The sequence below is a fragment of the Thermococcus sp. JCM 11816 genome (genome assembly GCF_055396515.1).
In genome coordinates this window covers 1965010-1989154 of record NZ_AP043741.1, presented here as the reverse complement: position 1 = coordinate 1989154, position 24145 = coordinate 1965010, and the positions used below count along the sequence as shown (strand labels likewise).

General features: G+C 50.6%; 32 protein-coding genes and 3 pseudogenes. 9 read left to right on the top strand and 26 right to left on the bottom strand.

Going from position 1 to position 24145, the window contains the following annotated elements:
* The first annotated feature begins 52 nt into the window (after positions 1–52).
* Positions 53–286, top strand: coding sequence for a 50S ribosomal protein L18Ae (gene rpl18a / locus ACZ5TN_RS11140; protein ID WP_011250273.1), 234 nt, complete (start codon positions 53–55; stop codon positions 284–286).
* A 268-nt stretch (positions 287–554) separates the two neighbouring features.
* Here the strand turns inward: rpl18a and ACZ5TN_RS11135 are convergent, their stop codons facing one another.
* From ACZ5TN_RS11135 to ACZ5TN_RS11120, 4 genes are all read right to left on the bottom strand, one after another.
* Complete coding sequence (locus ACZ5TN_RS11135; protein ID WP_464916742.1) at positions 555–1709, bottom strand: glycosyltransferase family 4 protein; 1155 nt, start codon at positions 1707–1709, stop codon at positions 555–557.
* 106 nt (positions 1710–1815) lie between these two features.
* Positions 1816–2523, bottom strand: a complete 708-nt coding sequence (locus ACZ5TN_RS11130) for a UbiA prenyltransferase family protein (protein ID WP_464916741.1) — start codon at positions 2521–2523, stop codon at positions 1816–1818.
* A 103-nt stretch (positions 2524–2626) separates the two neighbouring features.
* Positions 2627–4072, bottom strand: a complete 1446-nt coding sequence (gene gltA / locus ACZ5TN_RS11125) for an NADPH-dependent glutamate synthase (RefSeq protein ID WP_011250276.1) — start codon at positions 4070–4072, stop codon at positions 2627–2629.
* Positions 4072–4947, bottom strand: coding sequence for a sulfide/dihydroorotate dehydrogenase-like FAD/NAD-binding protein (locus ACZ5TN_RS11120; protein WP_464916740.1), 876 nt, complete (start codon positions 4945–4947; stop codon positions 4072–4074). The genes gltA and ACZ5TN_RS11120 overlap by 1 nt, the downstream gene beginning before the upstream one ends.
* Before the next feature lie 150 nt (positions 4948–5097).
* On the opposite strand from ACZ5TN_RS11120, the gene ACZ5TN_RS11115 reads away from it, so the two are divergent.
* The gene (locus ACZ5TN_RS11115) at positions 5098–5328 is read left to right on the top strand and encodes a hypothetical protein (RefSeq protein WP_464916739.1); all 231 of its coding nucleotides are present in this window, start codon (positions 5098–5100) and stop codon (positions 5326–5328) included.
* Here ACZ5TN_RS11115 and ACZ5TN_RS11110 read toward each other — a convergent pair.
* Both ACZ5TN_RS11110 and ACZ5TN_RS11105 read right to left on the bottom strand, forming a co-directional pair.
* Positions 5315–6076: a tRNA (adenine-N1)-methyltransferase gene (locus ACZ5TN_RS11110; protein WP_011250279.1), complete on the bottom strand. Its 762-nt coding sequence runs from the start codon at positions 6074–6076 to the stop codon at positions 5315–5317. The two genes, ACZ5TN_RS11115 and ACZ5TN_RS11110, sit on opposite strands and share 14 nt — an antisense overlap.
* The gene (locus ACZ5TN_RS11105) at positions 6073–6687 is read right to left on the bottom strand and encodes a DUF257 family protein (protein ID WP_011250280.1); all 615 of its coding nucleotides are present in this window, start codon (positions 6685–6687) and stop codon (positions 6073–6075) included. Before ACZ5TN_RS11105 ends, ACZ5TN_RS11110 begins: the two co-directional genes overlap by 4 nt.
* Before the next feature lie 59 nt (positions 6688–6746).
* Here ACZ5TN_RS11105 and ACZ5TN_RS11100 point away from each other — a divergent pair, with 59 nt between their 5' ends.
* The gene (locus tag ACZ5TN_RS11100) at positions 6747–7073 is read left to right on the top strand and encodes a signal recognition particle protein Srp19 (protein WP_011250281.1); all 327 of its coding nucleotides are present in this window, start codon (positions 6747–6749) and stop codon (positions 7071–7073) included.
* Here ACZ5TN_RS11100 and ACZ5TN_RS11095 read toward each other — a convergent pair whose 3' ends face one another.
* On the bottom strand, positions 7074–7316 hold the full coding sequence (locus ACZ5TN_RS11095; RefSeq protein ID WP_011250282.1) for an Lrp/AsnC family transcriptional regulator: 243 nt from the start codon (positions 7314–7316) through the stop codon (positions 7074–7076).
* A gap of 227 nt (positions 7317–7543) precedes the next feature.
* Here ACZ5TN_RS11095 and ACZ5TN_RS11090 point away from each other — a divergent pair.
* The 3 pseudogenes from ACZ5TN_RS11090 to ACZ5TN_RS11080 form a co-directional block, all read left to right on the top strand.
* A pseudogene (locus tag ACZ5TN_RS11090) lies at positions 7544–8536 on the top strand (DEAD/DEAH box helicase); the annotation flags it as partial.
* Between the two features lie 3 nt (positions 8537–8539).
* Positions 8540–9565, top strand: a pseudogene (locus ACZ5TN_RS11085) (LAGLIDADG family homing endonuclease); the annotation flags it as partial.
* A gap of 180 nt (positions 9566–9745) precedes the next feature.
* Positions 9746–10921: pseudogene (locus ACZ5TN_RS11080) on the top strand (helix-hairpin-helix domain-containing protein); the annotation flags it as partial.
* Here ACZ5TN_RS11080 and ACZ5TN_RS11075 read toward each other — a convergent pair.
* Positions 10914–11252, bottom strand: a complete 339-nt coding sequence (locus ACZ5TN_RS11075) for a hypothetical protein (RefSeq protein WP_464917636.1) — start codon at positions 11250–11252, stop codon at positions 10914–10916. The pseudogene ACZ5TN_RS11080 and the gene ACZ5TN_RS11075 sit on opposite strands and share 8 nt — an antisense overlap.
* A gap of 103 nt (positions 11253–11355) precedes the next feature.
* On the opposite strand from ACZ5TN_RS11075, the gene ACZ5TN_RS11070 reads away from it, so the two are divergent.
* Together ACZ5TN_RS11070 and ACZ5TN_RS11065 are read left to right on the top strand one after the other, a co-directional pair.
* Positions 11356–11913 carry a dephospho-CoA kinase gene (locus ACZ5TN_RS11070; protein ID WP_464916738.1) on the top strand — a complete coding sequence of 186 codons (558 nt, stop codon included), beginning with the start codon at positions 11356–11358 and terminating at the stop codon, positions 11911–11913.
* Positions 11914–11956: 43 nt separating this feature from the next.
* Positions 11957–12373: an RNA-binding domain-containing protein gene (locus ACZ5TN_RS11065; RefSeq protein WP_464916737.1), complete on the top strand. Its 417-nt coding sequence runs from the start codon at positions 11957–11959 to the stop codon at positions 12371–12373.
* A 12-nt stretch (positions 12374–12385) separates the two neighbouring features.
* Here ACZ5TN_RS11065 and ACZ5TN_RS11060 read toward each other — a convergent pair whose 3' ends face one another.
* From ACZ5TN_RS11060 to ACZ5TN_RS11035, 6 genes are read right to left on the bottom strand one after another with little or no spacing between them, the layout of a single operon-like run.
* The gene (locus ACZ5TN_RS11060) at positions 12386–13657 is read right to left on the bottom strand and encodes an ABC transporter permease (RefSeq protein ID WP_464916736.1); all 1272 of its coding nucleotides are present in this window, start codon (positions 13655–13657) and stop codon (positions 12386–12388) included.
* A complete protein-coding gene (locus ACZ5TN_RS11055) occupies positions 13654–14412 on the bottom strand; it encodes an ABC transporter ATP-binding protein (protein WP_464916735.1) in 759 nt (252 codons plus the stop codon). Before ACZ5TN_RS11055 ends, ACZ5TN_RS11060 begins: the two co-directional genes overlap by 4 nt.
* Complete coding sequence (locus tag ACZ5TN_RS11050) at positions 14409–14768, bottom strand: hypothetical protein (RefSeq protein WP_464916734.1); 360 nt, start codon at positions 14766–14768, stop codon at positions 14409–14411. Before ACZ5TN_RS11050 ends, ACZ5TN_RS11055 begins: the two co-directional genes overlap by 4 nt.
* A 1-nt stretch (position 14769) precedes the next feature.
* A complete protein-coding gene (locus ACZ5TN_RS11045; protein WP_011250290.1) occupies positions 14770–14967 on the bottom strand; it encodes a helix-turn-helix transcriptional regulator in 198 nt (65 codons plus the stop codon).
* Positions 14968–15333 (bottom strand): DUF2178 domain-containing protein, encoded by a 366-nt coding sequence (locus ACZ5TN_RS11040; RefSeq protein ID WP_464916733.1) that lies wholly within the window; start codon positions 15331–15333, stop codon positions 14968–14970.
* Positions 15333–15722 carry a DUF2178 domain-containing protein gene (locus tag ACZ5TN_RS11035; RefSeq protein ID WP_367884412.1) on the bottom strand — a complete coding sequence of 130 codons (390 nt, stop codon included), beginning with the start codon at positions 15720–15722 and terminating at the stop codon, positions 15333–15335. Before ACZ5TN_RS11035 ends, ACZ5TN_RS11040 begins: the two co-directional genes overlap by 1 nt.
* A 225-nt stretch (positions 15723–15947) precedes the next feature.
* On the opposite strand from ACZ5TN_RS11035, the gene ACZ5TN_RS11030 reads away from it, so the two are divergent.
* Positions 15948–16904, top strand: a complete 957-nt coding sequence (locus ACZ5TN_RS11030; RefSeq protein ID WP_464916732.1) for an integrase — start codon at positions 15948–15950, stop codon at positions 16902–16904.
* Between the two features lie 18 nt (positions 16905–16922).
* Here ACZ5TN_RS11030 and ACZ5TN_RS11025 read toward each other — a convergent pair whose 3' ends face one another.
* From ACZ5TN_RS11025 to ACZ5TN_RS10970, 12 genes are all read right to left on the bottom strand, one after another.
* On the bottom strand, positions 16923–17480 hold the full coding sequence (locus ACZ5TN_RS11025; protein ID WP_464916731.1) for a putative toxin-antitoxin system toxin component, PIN family: 558 nt from the start codon (positions 17478–17480) through the stop codon (positions 16923–16925).
* Positions 17481–17483: 3 nt separating this feature from the next.
* Positions 17484–17777, bottom strand: coding sequence for a hypothetical protein (locus ACZ5TN_RS11020; RefSeq protein ID WP_143598694.1), 294 nt, complete (start codon positions 17775–17777; stop codon positions 17484–17486).
* Positions 17778–17881: 104 nt separating this feature from the next.
* Positions 17882–18772 (bottom strand): hypothetical protein, encoded by an 891-nt coding sequence (locus ACZ5TN_RS11015; RefSeq protein WP_464916730.1) that lies wholly within the window; start codon positions 18770–18772, stop codon positions 17882–17884.
* Between the two features lie 264 nt (positions 18773–19036).
* On the bottom strand, positions 19037–19630 hold the full coding sequence (locus tag ACZ5TN_RS11010) for a hypothetical protein (RefSeq protein ID WP_464916729.1): 594 nt from the start codon (positions 19628–19630) through the stop codon (positions 19037–19039).
* 4 nt (positions 19631–19634) lie between these two features.
* Entirely contained in the window at positions 19635–19976 is a 342-nt protein-coding gene (locus ACZ5TN_RS11005; protein WP_464916728.1) for a hypothetical protein, read from the bottom strand.
* Positions 19973–20551 carry a hypothetical protein gene (locus ACZ5TN_RS11000; protein WP_464916727.1) on the bottom strand — a complete coding sequence of 193 codons (579 nt, stop codon included), beginning with the start codon at positions 20549–20551 and terminating at the stop codon, positions 19973–19975. The genes ACZ5TN_RS11005 and ACZ5TN_RS11000 overlap by 4 nt, the downstream gene beginning before the upstream one ends.
* A 6-nt stretch (positions 20552–20557) precedes the next feature.
* A complete protein-coding gene (locus tag ACZ5TN_RS10995) occupies positions 20558–20830 on the bottom strand; it encodes a hypothetical protein (protein WP_011250300.1) in 273 nt (90 codons plus the stop codon).
* Positions 20827–21027 carry a hypothetical protein gene (locus ACZ5TN_RS10990; protein ID WP_011250301.1) on the bottom strand — a complete coding sequence of 67 codons (201 nt, stop codon included), beginning with the start codon at positions 21025–21027 and terminating at the stop codon, positions 20827–20829. Before ACZ5TN_RS10990 ends, ACZ5TN_RS10995 begins: the two co-directional genes overlap by 4 nt.
* A 108-nt stretch (positions 21028–21135) precedes the next feature.
* On the bottom strand, positions 21136–21999 hold the full coding sequence (locus ACZ5TN_RS10985; RefSeq protein ID WP_464916726.1) for a hypothetical protein: 864 nt from the start codon (positions 21997–21999) through the stop codon (positions 21136–21138).
* A 5-nt stretch (positions 22000–22004) separates the two neighbouring features.
* Complete coding sequence (locus tag ACZ5TN_RS10980; RefSeq protein ID WP_054839936.1) at positions 22005–22616, bottom strand: hypothetical protein; 612 nt, start codon at positions 22614–22616, stop codon at positions 22005–22007.
* Positions 22617–22680: 64 nt separating this feature from the next.
* The gene (locus ACZ5TN_RS10975) at positions 22681–23625 is read right to left on the bottom strand and encodes a hypothetical protein (RefSeq protein WP_011250304.1); all 945 of its coding nucleotides are present in this window, start codon (positions 23623–23625) and stop codon (positions 22681–22683) included.
* 257 nt (positions 23626–23882) lie between these two features.
* Entirely contained in the window at positions 23883–24047 is a 165-nt protein-coding gene (locus ACZ5TN_RS10970) for a hypothetical protein (RefSeq protein ID WP_011250305.1), read from the bottom strand.
* Positions 24048–24145 lie beyond the last annotated feature (98 nt).

Here is a 24145-nt window from a genome sequence, read left to right as displayed (position 1 = left end):
AGCAAAGCTTAAAAAATGGCCTGAGTAGTGGCGGAGGAAGGAGGTGTGAAAAATGGAGGTCAAGGTTTTCCGCGTCAAGGGTACCTTTGAGAGGCTCGGAAAGAAGCAGCCTTTCACCAAGGAGTACAGGGCCCTCAAGGAGGAGCACGTAAGGGAGCTCGTTTACTCTGACATCGGGAGCAAGCACAGGGTTCCGAGAACAAAGATATGGATTGAGAGCATCGAGGAGATAAAGCCAGAAGAGGCCGAGGACCCGGTCGTCAGAAGGCTCAGCCTCGAGCTTTGACCTTTTCTCTTTAAGAATAGGCCATCATTTTAAAGGGACTGTTCATTGGATAAAGCTTGGGCTCGAGACTTCAGAAAATTCGAAGAAATCTTCGAAGGGAAAGAAGTGAGCTCGGCTCTTTTTCTTCATCATTATCAATCAGATACCCTAGAGCTCGTCATCGCTCGTTTTACTCTCCAAACCGAAAGTTAAAAGGATAGCGGCTCGGCCAGTATGCCCCTCATCACCCTTCAGCTATCGTGAGGTTCGTCATCGCCGCGTTGCCTGCCTACAACTCGCTTAAAACCTCTTCGTACACTTTTTCTATCTCGCCCGCAACAACCTTCCAGGAGTAGCACGTTTCAACGGCTTTTCTCCCGGCTTCTCCAAACTTTTTGGCAAGCCCTTTGTCGGAGAGGAGCTTTAAGACTGCCTCGGCAAGTGCCGCTTCGTCGCCAGGGGGGACGAGTATGCCGCTTTCACTTTCTTTAACGACTTCAGGGATCCCACCAACCGTTGTCGTGACAACTGGAATTCCAGAGGCCATCGCCTCAAGCACTACTATCCCAAAGGCCTCTGCCGTTGTTGATGGCAGGACAAAAACATCTGCGGAAGCATAGAGCTTCGGAAGAAGTCCATCAGGGACGTAGCCCATAAATCTCACGTGGTCTTCAATGCCCAGGAATTTCGCCTGCGCTTTCAGGAAAGGAAGCATCTCGCCAGAGCCGACCATAACAAGTGTGACATCTTCCTTTTCCCTTGCTATGTTCTGGAAGGCGTTGAGGAGCACGTGGGGCCCTTTCCTGAAGGACATCCTGCTAACGTAGAGAATTAAGTCTCCGTTTATTCCAAGCTCTTCTCTCACCAGTTCTCTCTCTTTATTGCTCAGTGGTCTGAAGCGCTCGTCATCGACGCCGTTCGGAATAACTCTAACTGGAGAATCCGTGAAGTGTTCTACGAACGCCTTCGCAGCCTTGCTAACGGCTATTATTTCATGGGGGTATTTTAGATAGTGGTTGAGGAGTGGAAAAGTCAACCCAAGGGCCTTCCATAGGGAAGACTCGTGGGAGAAGGATATGCTGTGGGTTGTGAGGAGTGTTGCCTTTTCGAGAGTTCTCCCGGCCTTAACCGCCTTCAGCGAGAGTGGAGTGAAGGCGTGGTGGGCGTGGACAACATCAAAATCCACGAGAAACTCGCCTAGTTCTCTGTTCGACTTCAGCCCGTAGGTTATGTTTATCCCGAGCACCGGACTGATGACACCCGGGACTTTAACCAATCCTACCCCCAGCTCTTCAAGCTCTTTTTCCTTTCCCGTTTTTAGATCATTAGTCACTATTGAAACGTCGTGGCCGAGCTTTTTCAGATAGATTGCAAGCTGGTGCATATGAGTGGCGACGCCGCCGATCTTTGGGTAGTACCAGTCGCTGACGAGGGCTATTTTCATTTTCCTGCACCCCTAAGACATCATCCACCGAGCACCAACCTGGCGGTGTGTGCAACCAATAAAGCCAGCATGAGAGCGTCCAACGTCCGGTAGTTTATCCTAAGCTTCACTGCCACTGCCCCAAGTGCTCCAAGGGGGGTAATCCCACCACCAGCAGGACAATTGAGGCCCAAGAGAATACCACAACAAGCGTTTCAGAGGCCTTTTTTCCAAGCGCTATCGGCGTCGTTTTGAGGCCCGCCTTAAGGTCGCTCTCATAGTCGCCGAGGTGGTTCCTGAGCTCGAGGGCAAAGGAGTAGAGGGTAACGCTGAGTGCTATAAGCGCCTCGATGCCTGAGATTCTCCCGTCCATTGAAGCGCCGTAGAGGAAGGGAAGCCCGCCGAAAAAGAGGCCATGAGAGAGCACATCAACCACCGGCCTCGCCTTCAGCCTCGGCGGTGCGGAGTAGATGGTCGCGAGGAGAGTCATGAGAAGGTAAAAGATGAACATTAGGGTGTTCGTTCTGGAGGCGATAGCCGTTCCAAGCAGGGCAAGAACCACAGAGATTGCCACGCCTTCCCAAAAACTGAGCTCCCCGCTGGCTATTGGATTCCTCTTAACCTTATCTGGGTTCAGTGAGTCGGTGTCCACGTCGAAGCAGTTGTTTATTGAGAATGCGTACCAAACGAAGAACACCCCAGCTATAAAGGCCAGCAACGCCTCATCACGACTAACCCACTTCACGTTCATCAGTATCGCCAGACCAATGAGACCGATGTATGCCCGGCCCTCAAGCGGCCGGAAATTCCTTATAACAGCTGAAACAGATGCCATGGTATCACTCAATAGCTCCCAAAATAGGACATTATAAGTCTTTTCACCGCCAGGTTTTCCAGACATAAAAAGCATACGGTACCACAAAGGGGAAGAAAAGAAATCAGGCGTTCGCCTTTTCCTGCCTCTTCTTCGTGAGGTACTCGTGGATGGCCTTCGCGGCCTTCCTCCCATCACCCATCGCCAGGATGACGGTTGCCTCTCCCCTTATGGCATCTCCACCGGCGAAAACGCCCGGAATGCTGGTCATGAGGTTCTCATCAACGACGATCTTTCCGCGCTCGACCTTGAGGCCAGGTGTGTTGATGATGAGCCTGTTCGGGTGCTTTCCAATGGCGATAATGACGGTGTCCGCTTCGAGGGTTACGTACTCGCCGGTACCGACTATCTTCCTCTTGCCCCTGGCGTCCCTCTCATCGAGAGCCTTCATCTTCTCGAACTTGACTGCCTTGACCCTGCCATTCTCGTCGCCTATGAACTCGACCGGGTTGACGAAGTAGACGAACTTGATGCCCTCCTCCTTGGCGTGCTCGACCTCTTCCTCCCTGGCCGAGACGTCCTCCTCACCGCGGCGGTAGGCTATGGTCACCTCTGCACCGAAGCGCCTGGCGCTCCTAGCGGCGTCCATTGCGGTGTTTCCAGCGCCGATAACGATGACCTTCTTGCCAACGTAAACCGGTGTGTCGTATTCAGGGAAGAGATAGGCCTTCATGAGGTTGACCCTCGTGAGGAACTCGTTGGCGGTGTAGATTCCGTTGAGGTTGATTCCCGGGGCGTTGATTAGCCTCGGAGTTCCAGCACCGGAACCAATGAAGACAGCATCGTACTCTTGGAGGAGCTCTTCGATGGTAACTGTCCTGCCAACAACGTGGTCGGTGAGTATCTTGACGCCGAGCTTTCTGAGCTTCTCAATCTCCTTGTTCACAATCTCCTTCGGAAGTCTGAACTCGGGGATACCGTACATCAGGACTCCTCCGGGCTCGTGGAGGGCCTCGTAGATGGTAACATCGTAGCCGAGCTTCGCCAGCTCTCCGGCGGCGGTGAGGCCAGCTGGCCCAGCTCCGATGATAGCGACCTTCTGGCCCTTCTTCTCGATCTTCGGGATTATCTCAAAGAGAAGCTCCTCATCAATGCCCTTCTCGCGGGCGTAGTCAGCAACAAAGCGCTCAAGCTTGCCGATGTTTATCTTGTCGCCGACCTTGCCCATGACACAGTTCATTTCACACTGGTCTTCCTGCGGGCAGACACGACCGGTCGTAGCTGGGAGTGAGTTGCAGGCCCAGATGACGTTGAGGGCTTCCTTAACGGCCTTGTCAGGATCGTCGCGGTACTCAACGAGCTTGCTTATGAATCCAGGAATGTTGATGTGAACCGGACAGCCCTTGATACAGGGTGCATACTCGTAGGGGCACTGCAGACAGCGCTCGGCTTCCTTAACGGCCAGTTCGAAGGTGTAGCCGAGGTTTACTTCCTTGAAGTCCTTAATCCTCTCCTCCGGGGGCCTCTCGGGGGTCGGAACCCTCTCCTTGATGAGCTTCCTTCTCGGCATCACTGCTCACCTCCCTGGGCCTGGAGTTGCTTTAGATAGTGCTCAAGGGCGAGCCTCTCAAGCGGGGCGTAGAAACCCGTCCTGTGTATCAGCTCGTCCCAGTCGACCTTATAGGCGTCGAACCCAGGCCCGTCGATGCAGGCGAACTTCACCTCTCCTCCAACGGTAACACGGCATGCTCCGCACATTCCGGTTGCATCAACCATGATTGGGTGAAGGTCGGCGTGCATCGGGATTCCGAACTCCTTGACCACGTTGAAAATGGCCTTCTGAGCACCGGCCGGGCCGACGGTGAGCACCATATCAAAGTGCTCGTTCTCAAGGAGCTCCCTGACCTTGGCTGTGGCTCTCTTCACAAGCTCCTGCGCTATCTCGTTCATCCCCCAGCCGGGCTGAAGGTCAAAGCCCTCGACGATGTGCCTGGAGACGCTCTGCTCAAACTCTTCCCTCAGGATTACCATTGGGTTCGGGGAGACGTGAAGAGTGGTAACCTCGTTTCCTATCTCCTGCCAGGCCCTGGCTATCGGGAAAACTTCAACGATACCCGTTATGAGACCTATAGCCAAAACCCTTCCGAACTTCTCCATCGGGGCGGGGTTTCCGAGCGGACCGGCGACGTTGAGGATCTCATCTCCGGGCTTGAGCTCGTTGGCCATCCTCATGGTCGTTTTTCCGCGGACAAAGGTAATGAGGGTTATCCAGCCCTCCTCCCTGTCCCATGTGACGGGAGTTAGGGGGATCCTCTCTCCGTTGGGAAATGCCCTGACGATAACAAACTGGCCGGGCTGAACCTTTTTAGCGACGTGGGGAGCGTGTATCTTGTACCACACCTCATTCATGGCCAGCTCCTTTTTGTCGAGTATCTTGTAAGGCATAATGAACACCTCCGTACATGAGTCCAAACTTGGACATCTAAAGGTTCACAACTTTAAGTGCTTATAAACCTGTTGTTAACCAAAGGTTTAGGACGGCGAAGGTTTTTCAGCCCGACGGAAGGATAATGGAAGAAACGTTTTTAATTGACCATGAGAAGTGGGCTGGGGGTACGTATGAAGAAGGTTGCCTACACTTTCGCTGTAATAATGGCCGCCTTTGGCATGTTCCTTCCGCTGATCTATGGTGCAGTGCCAGCCCTCCAGAGGCTCCTGGGTGAGAACCCGCTCCTGAAATCGCTTGGAATATCGGTTATCTTCTGGGTTCTGGCATACGTTCTATTTGAGGAAGAAGAGAAGAGTGCCGACTTCACAGCTTCCTGAGGAAGGTTATGTAGCCCGTGTGTGCCAGCATCGTCGTCTTCGGCCTCATGCACTCTCTTTTGACTTCCTGCTCCCTAACGAGGACTTCCACAACCCTTGGCCTCATGAACTCTCCTTTGAACTCTTCAAGCGCCCTGAAAAAGCGGTGCACCTGGTTCATGCATGGGGTATAGGCAACAAAATATCCTCCCGGTCTGAGGACATCAACTGCATGCGGCAGGACGTTCTCAGGCTGGGGAAGGTCAAGGACTATGTGGTCGGCTTCTTTCTCATCTATCCCGTCGTAAATGCTCTTATTTTTCAGGACTACCCGATCGGAAAAGCCTGCTAACTCCACGTTCTTCTTTGCTATCTCGTAGAAGTCCTTTCTCACCTCGTAGCTTATTACCTTTCCCGTCGGCCCAACAGCGTTTGCCAAGAATATTGTGAGCGCTCCGCTTCCTGCCCCTGCCTCGATGACCGTGTCGCCCGGTGAAATTCCAGCGTAGGCTATGATTATTCCAGCGTCCTTAGGGTGGACTATCTGGGGACCTCTTCTCATTTTTGCTATGATGTCGTTGATGTCCGGCTTGAGAGCCGTGAAAGTCTCCCCTCTGTGGCTCTGAATTTTAGCGCCGTAGGGCTTTCCTATAAGCTCGCCCAAGTTCAAGATGCCAAGGTCAGTGTGGAACTCTTTATCCTCAACTTTCACAAGATACCGTTTCCCCCGTGGATCAACGAGAAGAACTCTATCTCCGACTGATATCATATTCTCTCTCCTCCGGCCACGATAATCTTCCCCCCAGAAACCTCGGCAACTTTTGTGCTAAGCTCTTCGAGGATTCCAATGTGTGCCTCGTTTAGTATGCTGGTGTTAACGAAGCTGATAATGGCAAGATCTCCCGCCGGTATTGTACCAACTGCAGTCAATATTGATTTCAGGGCTTTTTCAGGGTTGAAGTATATGTAGTGGGAGAGTCCAAAGACCACTGCGTACTTGGGCTTCCGAGGAAGTCTGGAAATTCTGCTGAGTATGGAATGGTAATTCCTTAAGAAGTTCTGCGGCTCATACGTGGGGACTATGTCCTCAAGCACTTCACCGTACGAGGCTGCTCCAGGTCCGATTTTAATGATCTTTATTTCCCTTATAACGTCGAGGATTTTCGTATACTCAACCCCGCTGGTCTTTGCAAACTTTCTCATGAGTATGTCACCAATACCCCAGAAATCTATTGACACGATTCCGTGGTCGTGGATGGAAGGTATTATCTCACCCCACGCTATTTTCTCCACGGGTGCATTGGAAGAGTACTTGATTAAAACAATGTCACCCGGCACTATAGCCCTGATAAAGTCATGAAGTGCTCCTTCATTAGACATTATTTATCACCAGAAGGGTTTTTAACGGCTCAACTTTTAAATCTTGCCGGGTGAAAGGAATGAAGTTCGTAGTGTGGCCGAGCGAGATAGATTCGCGGTTGCCTCGAAAATACGGCAGGCTAGTTAAAAAAGAGGTCGCCCTTGAAGCCCCCACCCCAGAGGAAATACGCGATGCCGCTGAAATTCTCGGTATGAAGGTCATTGAGTTCGAACCTGAAAAGCTGAATCCCAGACTGTCGGGCATCGATGAGGAGCTCAGGACAAAGGGAATGCTACGGATCGAGAGCCCATACCCCAAGGGCAAAAGTCTCAGAATGATTTGTGAGAAAATCAGAGAACTCAGGGCAAAGAAGCGCAAAGCCCACGGCAAGAGAAAGAAGAGGTAATCACTCCTCTTCTGTCTCCACTACTATTGCAGTGGTTGTGTCGATAACGCCGTCAATGTTGTGTATGTCGTGGAGTATCTTTCTGGTCAGCTCGCCGAGGTCCTTGGCCTCGATGTGGACTATCGCATCGTAGGGGCCGGTGACGGCGTCTGCCTTCGTAACTCCCGGCATCTTCCTGAGAGCCTCTATAACGCTCTCGACCTTTCCAATTTCAACAGTAAGCAACACGTAGGCCCTAACCATGGGAACCACCTCGGAGTTTTACGATATTATTTCAACGGGCGTTAATTTAAGCTTTTCGTACAAAGTTCCGGTCGGGTTTTCTAAAGTCCCCCAACATAGAACTAATAATTCCGAATTAAGCATTGACTTCTGGTTCTTCAGGCAAACGTCAACGGACCTCCAAATAGAACGCTCAGGCGGTAGGCATATAAAACCACTTTCCTCACTCCATCGGGATGTGAGAGGAGATGAAGGTTGATGAGCTTCCCATTGACGAGAGGATAAAACGCGTCATAAAGGAGAGAGGGATCGAGGAGCTTTACCCACCCCAGGCAGAGGCGCTGAAGAGCGGCGTTCTTGAGGGGAAGAATCTAGTGTTAGCTATTCCAACGGCGAGCGGAAAGACCCTCGTGAGCGAGATAGTGATGGTTAACAAACTTCTGAGCGAGGGTGGGAAAGCCGTCTATCTGGTTCCCCTTAAGGCACTGGCGGAAGAGAAATACCGTGAGTTCAAGGAGTGGGAAGTTCTTGGCCTCAGGGTTGCTGCAACGACAGGAGACTACGATTCAACCGACGAATGGCTCGGAAGGTACGACATAATAGTGGCCACAGCCGAGAAGTTCGACTCCCTCTTGAGGCACGGGGCGAGCTGGATTAAGGACGTTAAGCTGGTAGTTGCCGATGAAGTCCACCTCATAGGCTCCTACGACAGGGGCGCGACGCTTGAGATGATACTCACCCACATGCTTGGAAAGGCCCAGATTTTGGCCTTAAGTGCCACCGTCGGAAATGCTGAAGAGCTCGCGGAGTGGCTGGACGCTTCTCTTGTTGTGAGCGATTGGCGCCCGGTGGAGCTGAGGAAAGGTGTCTTCCACCTCGGCCAGCTCTTCTGGGAAGATGGGAAAATCGACCACTACCCCGAGAACTGGGAAAGTCTCGTACTGGACGCCGTAAAGAAGGGAAAGCAGGCCTTAGTTTTCGTCAACACGCGCAGGAGTGCCGAGAAGGAGGCAATCTCGCTTTCATCCAAAGTTTCAAAGCTCCTCACAAAACCCGAGACCAGAAGGCTTGAGGAGCTGATCTCCTCCATAGAGGACAACCCAACCACTGAAAAGCTCAAGAGGGCGCTGAAGGGAGGAGTTGCCTTCCATCACGCCGGCCTGAGTAGGGCAGAGAGGACGCTGATAGAGGACGCCTTCAGGAACGGCTTGATAAAGGTGATAACGGCGACGCCGACGCTCTGCATGCATCCCGATACATATGTGGTCACCAAAAGCGGTGCAAAAAAGGTCTCAGAGCTGACTGAAGGCGACGAAGTCTTGACGCACACTGGGACGTTTAAGAAGGTGATCCAACCTCTGAGAAGGGAGCACAAGGGAAGACTCCTTGTTATAAAGGCCTACGGGACAGTTCCAGTTAAGATCACTCCTGAGCACATGGTCTGGGTGGTAAAACAGATACGGCACAAGTCCCACTACTCCGACGGAAGGCAGGTTATATGGTGGGAGTTTGAGGGGCCCGAGTGGATGACCGCCCAGGAGCTGAAGGAGAGGCTTGAATCTGAGACTGACCCAAAGGTTTCCTACATGCTTCTCCAGCCGATTCCAGAGCCCTCTGTTGATGCGGACAAAATTCCCCTGAGAAAGGAAGTTTACGTTGTCAACCAGCACGGAAAAACGGACAAGCTCCATCCTTCCGTAAAGAGGACGCCCGAATACCTCCCACTGAACTTTGAAACTGCCCGCCTAATCGGCCTGTGGATAGCCGAGGGTTCTACCTCAAAGAATGGTGTGATAAAGTTCGACATCAGCTCCAACGAGGAAGATCTTACAGAGTTCATAACCGGAACGATACGGAAATATTTCCCTCACGCCAAAATAGTTGTCAAAGACCACGAAAGAAACCGGCGGACTGTGAGGTTCTGCAACAAGCGCTTTGCAGAGTGGCTTCGCGAGAATATAGGACATGGGGCGGACAACAAGTCAATACCGCCACTCCTCCTTTTGAACAAGAACAGAGAGGTAAGGTTGGGGCTTCTTAGGGGGCTAATTGAGGGCGATGGATACGTGAGGAGAGAGTCCCAGAGGAGAGCCAACTACATATCATACTCCACTGTCTCCCCTTCCCTCGCCTACCAGCTCCAGCTCCTTGTGGCATCACTTGGATACACTTCCTCGATCCACAGGAGCATAAGAACTGAGGGCATAGGCAAGACCAGGAAACCAATCTACGACGTAAAGGTCAGCGGAAAAAGCTACTACTCCCTCCTTGAAGAGCTTGGGTTCGAAGTCCCCCAAAGGGGAAACAGGACGTACAACGTCAACAGGACTTGGAAGAACTACCTCCTCTTAAAAGTCCGCTCCATTGAAGAAGAAGAGTACGAAGGAGACGTCTACAACCTTGAGGTTGAAGGGGACGAGAGCTACAGCGTCGGCTTCATCGTTCACAACTCGGCTGGGATAAATCTCCCCGCATTCCGCGTAATAATCCGCGATACGAAGAGATACGCCAACTTCGGCTGGACTGACATTCCCGTTTTGGAGATACAGCAGATGATGGGAAGGGCTGGAAGGCCGAAGTACGACAAGATCGGTGAGGCCATTATCGTCGCGAGAACCGAAGACCCCAAGAAGCTAATAGATAAGTACATCCATGGAAAACCCGAGAAGCTCTTCTCGATGCTGGCCAACGAGCAGGCCTTCAGGAGCCAGGTTTTAGCTTTAATAACCAACTTCGGCGTCGAGGACTTCAGGGAGCTTGTTGACTTCCTTTCAAGGACTTTCTACGCCCACCAGAGGGGTGATACTTCATCGCTCGAGTACAAGGCCAAGGACATCGTCTACTTCCTCATAGAGAACGAGTTCATCGACATGGATATCGAGAACCGCTTCATAGCCCTCCCATTTGGAAGGAGAACCTCCCAGCTCTACATAGATCCACTCACGGCGAAGAAGTTCAAAGATGCTTTTCCAGCTATCGAGAGAAATCCGAACCCCTTCGGCATATTCCAGCTCCTCGCATCAACCCCGGACATGGCCACGCTAACAGCCAGGAGAAGAGAAATGGAGGATTACCTGGACTTAGCCTACGAGATGGAGGAGCACCTGTACTCGAACATCCCCTACTACGAGGACTCCCGCTTCCAGGGGTTCCTGGGACAGGTTAAGACTGCCAAAGTCCTCCTCGACTGGATAAACGAAGTCCCAGAGGCTAGGATATACGAGACCTACAACATAGACCCCGGCGACCTCTACAGAATCCTTGAGCTTGCGGACTGGCTGATGTACTCCCTCATCGAGCTCTACAAGCTCTTCGAGCCAAAGGAAGACGTCCTTCAGTACCTCCGCGACCTCCACCTCCGCCTGAGGCACGGTGTAAGGGAGGAGCTCCTTGAGCTGGTTAAGCTGCCCAACATTGGAAGGAGAAGGGCGAGGGCGCTCTACAACGCCGGTTTCAGGAGCGTTGACGACATACTGAGGGCTAAGCCGAAGGATCTCCTCCAGGTGGAGGGAATCGGTCTGAAAATCCTTGAGGGAATTTACAGACACCTCGGTGTCGAGTACACTATCTCAGAAAAGGAGAAGCCAAAGATGAGGAAGGGAAACCTCTACGACTTCCTCAAATAGCCTCTCCCTCCTCTTTTTCGATAGTAAGAAGACTGAAGATGTTCCTCCCGGGTTCAAAACCGTTCTCGACTGCCCTGTTGTAGAGCTTTCCTCCCGTTCTCTGGCCGAGGAAATAGGCCAAGACAAAGATTAGGATGAACGGAATTCCCGAGGCATTCCAGCTCAGCCCCGCAAGCCTTCTCAAGACTATCACAAGTGGGACGGGGAGATGCACTGCCAGCGCCCACTCCAGCCTGCTTCCACTTCTCTTCGCGTGTGTCCTCCAGAAGCCGAACGGGATGTTTACGAGGAACGTAATTATCAGGCCAGCAATGAACCATATCATGTTCATAGATACCACCTTTCCAGTTTTTAAACTGAACCTTAAAAAATTTTGTCCACCTAACTACCCATCAGGTTTTTAAGCGGGTTTCCAGCTACTTCGGGTGGGCGCGATGATAGTCATAGTAACCGGAATGCCGGGTTCTGGGAAGAGTAAAATCGTAAAGGAGTTTGAGAAGAGAGGTTTTCCAAGCGTTTCTCTCGGGGACATCGTCAGGGAGGAAACCCTAAAGCGCGGTCTTGAGCTTACCAAGGAGAACGTTGCCAAGGTCAGCATACGGTTGAGGCAGGAACTCGGGCAGAACGCCGTTGCAAAGCTCGCCGTCGAAAAAGTGAGAGCGCTTTTAAAAGGTTCGCAAGTCGTCGTTATAGACGGTGTTCGCTCTCTCGACGAAGTTGGAACTTTCAGGGGGGCTTTTCCGGAAGAGAAAATCATTATAGTTGCAGTCCACACACCACCGAGGCAGCGCTTTGAGAGGCTCAAAGCGAGGGGTAGGCACGACGACCCGCAGACCTGGGAGGACTTTGAGGAGAGGGACTGGAAGGAGCTCCGCTTTGGCATCGGAGGAGTTATAGCGATGGCCGACTACATGCTGGTGAACAACGGCTCCAGAGAAGCGTATGAAGCTGAAGTGAAAAAGCTCGTTGATGAAATTATCTCGAAGCTTTGAGAAGCTTTTTAATCCCCTTCCCCAATCCAGGCAGGGTGAGACCATGAGCGAGCTGTTTGAGGAAGTTGAGGTTGAGGCTTACGTTTACCCGACGGAGGATATTGAGAAGGTAAAGAGGGCGATGCTCAACCTGATTCCCGATCTGGAGTTCGAGGCCTTTGACAGGGGGGACTATATAATCCTCACCGGAAAGACCAGGGGCAGGAAGGCCCTCAGCAGGCTCTATGAACTCTTCAGGGGGCAGGCGATACTTGATACTGCGAGGAGCTTCCTTGAGGAGGGCTACTTCGGCGAGGAGATAATCATCAAGGTGAACAAGCAGGCCGCTTATGCAGGTGTCGTGAACTTCAACGAGGAAAGCCCGCTCGGCCCGATAACGATAATCATAAGGACGAAAGACCCGCAGAAGCTTATGAAGTGGCTCGCTCCAAGGACTAAAGACGGCGTTCCGATAGAGTGAAAAAGAAAGGGATTACCTCCTCTTCTCCCCCCAGCTTATCTTCGCCGTCAGAACCTTTTCGCTTGAGAAGACCCTCGCCGTCAGGTAGAGGGTGACGAGCGCCACCACGGCAAGGTAAGCGACGCTGAATAGCATTGGGGCGTACTCGCCGGTTATGGCGTACCTGTAGGCCGCTATCGGGTGGGTGAACGGAATCGCCAGCAGGCCGTAGCGGGCAAAGACCGGAAGCTGGGAGAGGTCAACGAACATCAGCAGGAAGGCCGGAAAGGCCAGCGGCAGGATAACCGAACTTACAACCGTGTTGGCGCTCTGAACGTCCTCAGCGTAAACAGCTAGTAGCATAGCTAGAGAGAGCGCGAAGACTATCGTTAGGAACACCACGAGAGCGAATAGTAGCATCCCCTCGGGAGTAACCCCAAGGCCAAGGTCACTTAGGCTTATCCCCGTCTCGGTCTGGAAGGTTCCGAGATAGCTCCTCAAACCGACCATGTAAGCTAAAGCCGCGATGAGGCCCATAACCGCCGTCCCAGTTATCTTCGACGCCACTATCGTTGTTCTCTTCACAGGAAGGGTCAGCAGGGTCTCCAAGGTTTTGTTCTCCTTCTCGGCCGCCACCGCTCCAGCCGACATCTGGGCGGTTATTGTGACCATCAGGAACACTATGAGTGGAAGGCTGGTGGACTGGGAGGCGAGGACGGACGAAACGAGTGAGGGTGAAACGTCCACCACCCTGCCGCGAATAACCGACCTGCTGACGGCTTCAATGGGCTTCAGAACGGCATCTGGGTTCTCAAAGCCCGCGTTCTTTATTTTTATCTTTGCAAGCTCTTCTGAAAGCACGTCAAGGACAACCTTTATCCTCGCCTCGCTGACGCTCTCCCTGATTCCCGTTCCGATGGTGTTGAATATGCCGTATATCTCCACCTCAGCCTTCTGGTTGTTTTCTATCGCCGTGCTGAAGTTGTGTGGGATAACGACAAGGACGTTTTGTTCCATGGCCGAGGCTTTTTCGAGGGCTTCTTCAGGCGAGGACGCGCTTATAACGGTGACCGTCACGTTTGGAGTAACGTTGAGGGCCCGTATCAAGAGCTCGCCGTACTTTCCGTCGTCGAAGTTGGCTATCGCGACGTGGGTTTCCTTCTGAGCCTGCTCCATCCCAACCTGCATCATTTTTCCTAGAGCAGGATAAAGCACGAGGGGGACAATGATTAGGCCGAAGAGGAGCTTCTTGTCCCTGATGAGGTTCATTATCTCCTTCTTAGCCAGCACCCAGAAGTCGCTCATGAACCTTCACCTCCAACTGGCTCTGGAATCTCGACGCCAACTGCCCTCATGAAGACCTCCTCGAGGTTCTCGGCGTCGTACTTCTCCTTCAGCTCGGCTGGAGTTCCTGACTCGACTATCCTTCCCTCGTTTATCAGGGCGACTCTGTCGCAGAGGAACTCGACTTCAAGCATGTTGTGGCTGGAAACAAGGAAAGTAACGCCTTTCTCCCTGGCGAAGCTCTTTATCGTCTTCCTTATCGTGTAGGCGTTGACTATGTCTAGGCCGCTCGCTGGCTCGTCGAGGATGGCCAACTTCGGCATGACCATGAGCGCTCTCGCGAGGAGAAGCTTCCTCGTCATTCCCTTGGAGTACGTCGAGACCTTGTCCCTGAGTCTGTCTCCGAGGCCTGCTATCTGGACTCCACGCTTGACCATCTCTTCCGCTTTCTTCTCGTCCTTCGCGTAGAGCCTCGCCATAAAGCGGAGGTACTCAAGTCCGGTCAGGTTCTTGTAGGCTCCCGCCTCCTCGGGCAGGTAGCTTATCAGCGCCCTCACTTCCTCCGCTTCCTCAACGACGTCGTGGCCAAAGACTTCTGCTTTTCCACCGGTGGGGCGGAGAAGTGTGGCAAGTATCTTGAGCGTGGTGCTCTTCCCAGCGCCGTTTGGGCCTATGAGTCCAAATATTTCGCCTTCCATAATCTCAAAGCTTATCCCCTTCAGGGCCTTGACCTTTCCGTAGTCCTTTTCAAGGCCCTCAACGAGGACTGCCTTCATTTGGATCCCCCCAGTTTGTAAAGGAGCAGACCAAGAGTCGCGAGCAAAGCGCCGAATATGACAACCTCATTCAGTCCCGAAAAACCTCCGATTATGGCGATGCCGAGCCCGCTTGAGACTCCAAGCCAGCCGTTCCGTGTGCGGGCATTTTTGAAGGAGTGGCCGAGAGCAATCAGGAGAGACCCAAACATCACAAGCCCTATGTAGAGTGCGAAAAAGAAAGGATTGATCGTCGTGCAAGCCTCTCCACTGGGGAGCACCGTGCAGGCGGCCCTGTCAATTGGAGGTCGAATAACCGAAAGAGCCAAACCAAGGGCGTAGAGCACCCCTCCAGCCAGTTTCTCGCTGACATTCATTCTAATCACCTTCGTAAATGAATATGTCCTCAATATTGAGCCCAAAAAACCTTGCTATCTTAAAGGCGAGCTTGAGGGATGGGTCGTACTTTCCCTTTTCAATGGCGATTATCGTTTGTCTCGTGACGCCGAGGGCCTTTGCGAGCTCCTCCTGGGTCAGGCCCCTTTCCTCCCTCAGCTCGCGGAGGCGGTTCTTCACTCACATCACCCGTTCGTACCAGTGCTGGGAGACAAGGAGCACGAATGCACCCACGACCAGGGGGATGAGGAGCATAGTTGCTGTTCCAGTGTTCCCGTTGCTGTACTCCCAGAGGTATTCGGCAAAGAGGAGGGCGCTCATCAGGGCGTAGGCGTTCCTCGTGCTCCTGGCGTTTATCATCTCAGTTCTCTCGTCCTCTATCCTCTCCACACGGGAATTGTAGTACCAGTTAAGGGCGTAGGTCAGCAGGATGCCTAGGAGGAATATCCCAACCGCAAGCAAGCCCTTCCCGGACTTCACGGAATAGGCCAAGCCGATCACAATACCGGTTACTAAAACCACGAGCAGCTCTTCGTACTTCAGCATCACATCACCTCCTCGTAGTGCGCCCTCGCGAAGAGCGGGAAGAGGGCGTAGACGAACATGAAGAGGCCGCTGACGATGGAGGCACTCTTCCAGAATGGGTCGCGCTGGGAGATGATACTCGTTGAGACGAAGGTGAGGGCTATTGTAAAGCCGAGGACACGCATGGTCAGGGCGTAGCTCTTCTCACTAATGCGTTCTATTCTCTCATCAACGATTACTTCTCCGATTCTTTCGAGGTAGCGTTCGTAGGCCGTGGCAATTAGCACACCAATGAAGATGCTTCCAACACCCAGAGCCACACTGCCCCGGTTAGAGGCCGCAATGAACAGTTCGAGAACAATGGCGAATATCACTCCCCAGCCAAGCCAGTAGCGAACCTTCATCCACATCACCGATGTAAAGTTTTCTTTACGTAAAGCTTCCTTTACATCCTTATAATCTTTTCCCCAAAATTTTTAAATCCCATCGGAGAAGAGTAAGACGGAGCGGGGGTTGCCGAGCCTGGTCAAAGGCGGTGGACTCAAGATGCTCTTCTTTCGCCAAATGAAGGCCTCTCCAGTCAGAATGACAACAAAGAAGAGCCGAACACCGATAACATTTTTACAAAGGCTTTGGTGGACTCAACGGCCAAGATCCACTATGGTCGTGATAGACAGAAGTACGCTGAATGGGTGAAGAGGCGCACGCCGAGCATGGCTAAAAAGTATATCCCTCTACTGGACAAATACCTTTGGGGAAAGAAAGCTAACACTCCTGAAGAGCTGAGGAGAATAATTGAGTCAATACCACCAACAAAGAAAGGCAATCCCAACCGGCACGCCTACCTCGCAATAAGGAGCTACATAAACTTCCTTGTAGATACAGGAAGAATCAGAAAGAGCGAGGCTATTGACTTCAAGGCAGTCATCCCGAACATCAAGACCAACGCAAGAGCCGAGTCGGCCAAGGTGATAACCTCCGAAGACATCAGGGAGATGTTCAGCCAGTTAAAGGGGAAGAATGAGACGATTCTGAGAGCACGAAAACTCTACCTCAAGCTTCTCGCCTTTACAGGCCTCCGCGGTGATGAGGTTAGAGAGCTGATGAACCAGTTTGATCCAAGGGTTGTCGAAGAGACCTTCAAAGCCTTTGGCCTACCCGAGGAGTGGAGGAAGAAGATAGCAGTTTACGACATGGAGAGGGTCAAACTTCCGACCAGAAGGCATGGAACTAAGAGGGGATACGTGGCGGTGTTCCCTGTGGAGCTAATTCCAGAGCTAGAGTGGTTCGCTAGCACAGGCTATAAACTGACGGCCGATAATTCCGACAAACACAAGCTTTTCAGGGATTATACAAAGGTGAAGGACCTCGCCTTGTTGAGGAAGTTCTGGCAGAACTTCATGAACGACAACGTAATGAGCACGGTTCCAAACCCGCCGGCCGATGCTTTTCACTTGATAGAATTCCTCCAGGGAAGAGCACCAAAGACGGTTGGAGGCAGGAATTACCGCTGGAACGTCAGGAATGCGGTGAGGATCTACTACTACATGGTGGACAGATTAAAAGAAGAGCTGGGGATTTTGGAACTGTGATAGGCATATTTTCCCCAACTAACTCTTCTTTCTCTTTTTCTTGCATTTCTCTGCGATCTTTGGGTATGCTGAGCTTAAATAACTCTGGAATTCCCTTGCAGTCATAACATTGAAGTAATGTTGCCGTATCTTTGCCTTACCCGTCTTACCTCCCGATACAACAAAATTTCCAAAGTGGCCGGTGTTCTGGGTGAGGAGAAACTTCGCCTTTGCAGAGTAAACAACATTGAGGAACTTAATATCCGACTCATCCTTAATAATCCTGATAACCGACTGATCCCGTAAGAAGTCCACCTTAGGCACGATCTTCTTAGAATTCCGCTGTATAAGTTCTATAAGCTCGTCAGCAAGAGCTAAGACGCCTTTTCGGTTCGTTTTTGAAGCCACTTCTATGGCAATGATGGCAAGGGTAAACTTCATTTCTTCAATAATCTCACTGGAAACGTAGTTCTCAAGGAACTTTTCCTTAAGGCACGTGAGACAGAACCAGGCTGGACTCTTTGAGGGGGATCTGGATTTAAGAGCACTCACCAAAATAGACGTATCAAATACTGTCCTGATTTTACCCCTCGGCATGGACTACACCAGTCCGGCCTTTTTCATTTTGGCTTCAATCCGCTTAAACTTCTTGTATGACTTCCTAACTTCATCCATCAGCTCTCGAACGCTCTTTGAAGTTTTTAAGGGTTCTGGTTTTGCATTCTTAGAGAACTCGCCGGTTCCAAGTTTATCCATTACTGCTTTGACCTCGATAAACCACGCTACATCTTCAGGCTTTTCATGAATTTTATTCGCTATTAGAGTGATGAGATCAGTTGCAACCTCCTCACCCGAGAGGAATCTAAACCTAATGCTTGTGGCCACTTTTCCCACCATCCTTACCTTTGTCTTCTTGCTCTTAAGATTAACTCTCGACGCCATAAGACAACCACCGAAATTTGGATATAGCGTGGATTATATTGCAAAAAAAGAAAGAATCACGGAAGCGGGTTGAATACGTAAATATTTTCGAGATATGTATATACTGGGAAGGTGTTGGCAGTGTACATTTTATGGCCTGCTGGCGTATCATCAACAGGCAAGACAACTTTGTAAGGGGACGTATTCGAAGTGGGAACTTTGAGTACTGTTGTAAAGCTCGAACTACCCGCTGGGGAGTATCCCGCATAATCAGTCGAATATCCATTGTGATGGAACATATACACAACTATCTTCCCCGCAGGCGCATCAAATCTCGAAATTGATGTAGAGTAGGAAGCCGTCCCTTGCAAGTATATTCCTTCTGTCCGCAGGATTGTGTTAGTAGTTTTTCCAGAGTAATAATAAGTTGAGGAGTATTGCATATAATCAAAGAGAGTGAACGTAACCCTGCCATAATCTCCTAAAAGGTCATACTTCCCTCGTATGCCAGTTCCTAAGTTGCTAATTGCCGTGTCCCACTTCTCGTAAACTATGTCCGCTTCGTTGGTATAAGTCGAGCTTGTCCACGTATAATCAGCGTTCTGAATGTACCAGTTCGCCTGAATGTTGAACGTATCAGTTCCTATAAGCTGGGTTCTTGCGCTGTCCTTGTAATAGCGGACTTCAATAACGATATTATCTTTTGAGGTCTCGTTTATCCTGCTGGCCGGCTTTAGATACTTATTCACCGTCGTAGTCTGTCCATAGGTTATAGTAAAGTCGTAGCTGGTCGTTCCGTCATCGAAAGTGAACCCGTTAGTCCCCTGATTAGTTATCTCTGCTGTTGCGTAGATGGTCGCCGTTCCCTTTCCATAAAAGTCGGCCTTCCACCTCGCCTTTTGGACGGTCTGGGTCGTATCCTCCCCGTAGAATTCAACATACGCTATATTCTGGTTATACGTCGCCATTTTCCATCACCTCACATTTTTATTTTTAATCCGTACCCTAAAACGAAAGATTCAACCCAAAGCGGAACAGTCCTAACCCCTATACCATATCCGAGCATAGGGGTTAGAGTGAATAAGGGGACAGTCTTTATACTCGTCCCGTATCCTAAATTTGGGGTTACCTCATATAAGGGGATTGTTAGGATGTTCTCCCCGTATGCGCTCACTTGAGGAGTCCCTAAATCAGGGTTCGGGTGGACTCTCACGTATGAGTATTGTTTAGGTTCAGCCAACAACAATTGAACCACCCCACGCCGTTAATCCCGGCGAACTCGTATATAATGGGACTGTGGTTATTCCAGCTCCCCACGATTCTTGAACCTCTTTCAGCTCGTAGAGTGGGACGGTGAGTATTCCCTGTCCCCAGTACCCCTTTAGCGTAACCGTGTATAATGGGATAGTAGCCACACCGACCCCATAAAACCCCTTAAAGTCTGTAAACGGACTTCTTTTATCAAGAACCTCAACGTCGTAATAATTGTTTCTCATCCCAGCGCCTTTGATGTCGTTAAGCACCAATATAATGTCCTCTTCCTCGCTTTCGAGCGGATAAACGTAAATGGTCGTTAGTGTTTCATCGCCTTCGATGTAATAATAAAGTGGTGTTCCATCCGCTTTCGTTAGATAAGCCTTTTCATTTAGCTTTTTCCATTTGTCAAAGTTCACCGTAATCCCATCGCCAAAAACGTCTTCCGTGTAGAGATAAATGACGCCTAAGGCTGGCCTTCCATCCCCAAGTAACCTCACAACTGCTGGAACTTTAATTGCTAAAGACCCCGTAGCTCCTGCACCCTTTATTAATAGGCTCATAAGCCTCACCAGTTCAAATGTAACTAATGTTTACTAACACCGTGTCAGTGATAGTTATCCCCTGCTTTGGTTCAACCTCGACAACAATCTTCCTAACCGGCTCTTTTGGAATCGGTTGAATAAACACCTGTCCGTTCAATCCCGGCATAAACTTATGCTCCCAGAACGGTTTAGTATCACCGAAACGGTAGAGTCTAACGATAACATAGTCATCATTTCCGTGTGAAACCGTAATAGCGCAAAGCCTAACCGGTGTTCCAAAATCCCATTCCTTTGAAGGCTCGTCGGCTGTGAGTTCAATCGGTATATTATCGGCGGGTTCAAAATACGCATTAACTCGGACTTCTCCCGTCATTTCTTCCTCCCCCCTATGAACAACCCGATTAGGACGATAACGACCGCTAGAATTCCCACCATCCTAACGAACTTCAGAAGTCCGTCCGTGTCCGGCTGTGTTTTCGTAGCGTTCTCGATCCTCTTGATCTCCTTCTCTTCAGGCTTTTTGGGGACAATCAGCTTATACCCGCCAACTCTTTTTGTTTCATGTTCGGTCTTTTTCGCTCCCCCTCCAGCTCCCGGAAGTGCAGTCATCTCAAAGTCAATGAGGTTCACACCTCTGACCTGTCCGCTGTCCTGTCCCTGTTTTGGTTTTGGTAGTGGTATCTCTACCGGCTTTTTCTGTATGCTCTGCTTTGGCATCCCCACCGGCTTAAGCTCCCTCACCGGTGGCTTTGGCTGTGGTTTAACCGGTTTAACGTCCCTAATTGGGAACTTTGGCATAGGCAAAGGCCTAACTGGGAACTTTCCACCCGGCGGGATTCCCGGTTTGTACCTCATATATCTCATTAACTGCTCATCCACCCACTCTGGGTCAAAACCGTACTTTTCTCTCGGGTCGAGCCTGATAATTCCAGGCTTGGCAAACACCATCTTTTATCACCCCTTAACTTCCTCCATAGCTTTCTTTATCCTCCTTCTAATCCTCTGAAGCGTTGAATTAGACAAATGGCGAATCTTTGAATTGTTCTTCTTAAACGAAAGCCTGTACAGTAAAAGCAACCTTCCCCGTGCCGTCTTCCCCGTAATCCTCCCCGCCTTGTAATCACGTAGAATGGCCTTGATAATGTCGTAAAACTCCCGTGCGCTGTCTAACCCCTTCTGTCCCCTGTCCTTAACACGCCTTCCCAGATACTTATATTTCGCCGTCATATCCTCACACTCCCGTTAAGCTTCCCCTCGATTCTCGAAAGCCTATTTTCGTGATTGTAAAGACGCTTCTCCATCTCGTCTAACTTCTTTGAAATAATGCTCAACTGCTTCTGATTGACTTTAGAGGTTACGTAAGCTGTTGAAATAGCAGTAAACAACGCCGTAACCCCAGCGCTGAGAATCTCATACTCCAGCATCTCACCTCACCCTGTCTAGCCACTTTTTGAACTGGATTTGAAAAGCGACCCACAACACAAAAAGGATAAGCGCCTGAACTATCGTGTCCTTATCCAGCTTCATTACCCTCACCTCGCAAAAATAGTCCTTCTCGGATTCACCGGGAGAATATGTTTCTCAGGTGGTTTCGGCTTTGGTATGATCTCAGTAAACCCGCCTGCTATCCAGTCGTTAGCCTTCCTGTAAATGTCGTCGTCGGCTTCATGCTGTTTCAGGTAGTCCGGAACGTCCGGATTCCAAACGTCCAGCGTTGGGGTCGCCTTATCCGGGTTCTGCTTTTCCCATTCCCTCTTTTTCTTCTCCAGCTCACGACCGTAAGCTACTAACTGGTCGAGAGTCATAGCGTTCGGGTCTTTCCCTTCAGCTCTTAAAGCGGCCTTAACACCCTCAAGCCAAGCGTTAAAGTTCGCATAATTCCCGAAACCATACTTATGCGCTAAAGCGTCTTCCCTCGTTGCATAACCTCCCCAAGGGTCTTTCACCATGTTGTTTACGACCGTCTCAATGTAGTACCCGCCGTGAAAAGTCTTAGACTCCCCCGGTTTTACCGGCTGGCCATACTTCCTCAGAACTGGATTATTCGGGTTCACCGGCGGTGCAGTCCCCGGCGTCCACTCATCCCCACCATAGTGTAATATGTTCATAGCCTCATTGTACTCGGGAGAACCAACCTTACCCTTTAAAACCCCCTCAATAATGGTTTTAGTAGCCTCTACGTTCTCTTTCGCCTTTTCGGGGAAATCAGAAGGGTTTAGAGTTTCACCAACTTTCTTTAGCTTATCCTCAATCTTCTGTCCCCAGTCCTTGAACATCCCGAACATCTTATAGAGGGTGTAGATTATCATAATGAATGCGAGGAAGTAAAGGACTATCTGAAGAATCGACCCGATGTTATCCCTGTTCTTTACCATCACGACCGCTGGAACTGCCATTCCCCTCACCTCTTCCTCGTGAAGTAATAGAGAACCCCAGCGCCGACCAAAAGGCCGAGAACCAAAAGACCCTTGTTAATACCCCTCTTTGGTTCGGCGATAGTGGTCTTAACAACCTGTTCGGGTGGCTTTTCAGGTGGTTTTGGCGCTGGGACGGTCTTAATCCCAGTATTCATCTCAAGCTTTGGCTTTAACTGTCCATTCTCGACAACCCAGCCTTTTTCATTCCGCACGACAAGGCTCCTTTTAAGGCTCTCAAGCTGTCTCTGAATATCACCCTCGAAAGGCGCTCCCTTGAACTCCTTAGCCTCGAACATCTTTGTAGCAAGAACCTCAACGTCGTGGAATTTTGGGTCGTACTTTGTAGAACCTGTTAGCTTTTTCCTCAACTTCATTATAAGCTCCGGCTGGGATTTGGACTCAGAAACGAGCCTCTTTAATTCATCCTCAGAGAGGCCATACTTCCTTAGAACATCGTTCACGTCCGGTGGCTTTATGTCCGCTTTCCCGTACTTCTTGAGAAGGCGATTCCTAACCTCTTCAAACTCCCGACCATCTTTAACCGTATAAACGGCTTTGTGGCCGCCTCCAATATCAAAAGTTACGACCTGAACCATTTTACCCACCTCGTTAAGTTCTCAGAGAATAGAGAGAAAAGAAAGACTGATTTAAGCCTCTGATTTAAAGGCTTATGACCTGCGGAACTATTTCGTGACTAATGTACCTCAGCTTTCCGGCGCTAGTGGTCTTAAGCGCAATCTTGAAAGTTCCCGAACTCTCCTCACGGAGGTCGAGTCCACCGATGACGACCTCACGGTCGTAATCGAACATAGTCATACCGGTCGGGACGCTGGAAAGCTTATACTGTACCTTGTCCAGCTCACGGCTGGTGTTGTAGTCAATCTTGTAAAGCTGAATCCTAGCCGGCCTAGTCCTAACGAGTGCGTACTTATCTACGATGTCAGCTCTCGCTCCGGTGTCGTCGTAGAAGACCATAAGCGCACGCTTAAGGACTGAACCAACCGGAAGCTCAAAGACTTCCGTAAGCTCTCCGAGCTGGTTAAACGCCTTCTCGATAGCGTAAACTTTCGGCTCTTCGATGAATATCTCGCCGTAATCACCCGCCGAATAGACGGCGACGTATTCACTCCCGCTCTCATAAACCTCCTTATCGAGAGTTATCTTAACCTCTGCATCGCTAAGGCTAACGTTAGTGGCTACGCTGGTGTTCCACTCGGCCTTAATCTGAAGCTGGTCTTTTATGAGTGCGTGAATCTTCCCAGCATCGAGAACCATGAGGAACTGGACATCCTGAGTCCCACCAGCCGGAACGCTAACCGTATCGTTGAGGCTAAGCGCCTTCCCGTGAGTGTCGTAAATGTTCAGGTAACCGATGTCAGTTCCCTTAAGTGCGTAGTGAACAACATTACCGTTGCTAACAACTCTTATTTCATTAATCGCCTTAAGTACGTCCTCCATAGTAACGTTAGTGTCAGAAGCTCCGCTGTTGGAAAGCGTAAGCTTTGTAAGAAGCGCTATGCTGTCAATAACCCCGTTGCGGGGAATATCAACGCTCTTAACCGTCAGGTTAAGAACGTCATCAAGGGTTTCTTTCACCTTATACACGGTTCACACCTCCCTGATTTCACTACCACGCCTTCAGAACTTCCCCTTCAGGAACTTGTTGTAAACTATCAGGCCGATTATAACACCCAGAACGTTCATGGCAAAGTCCACACTCATTATCTTCTTCCAATCCTCCATACCTACCACCTCTCGCACTTTTGAGGCCTAACGGCCTCGACAGAGAATAAGGCTCAATGACTTTTAAGCACTGAACCAAAAAAATGGAGAAATCTCCCGAAACGGGAAAAACAGTTCGATTAAACCGTTTTCTCCAGCTTATAGCTCCTGTGATAGAGGTGCTTGATCACCATGCTCACCGACACGTCCCGTGGAGAAACGCCAAGCTCTCTCGCCAGCCTCTCACGAACCCTCAACACAATCTCCCTCGCCTCTTGGTCAAGGTAAACCCCCACCGGTCTCACCACCCACTTATCGATGTTTAGACATAAAACCCTAACGCCAGCCAGACCACGACAGCCAACCCATAAATGTAGCCGACCAGGAACTCGACCACGTCCCC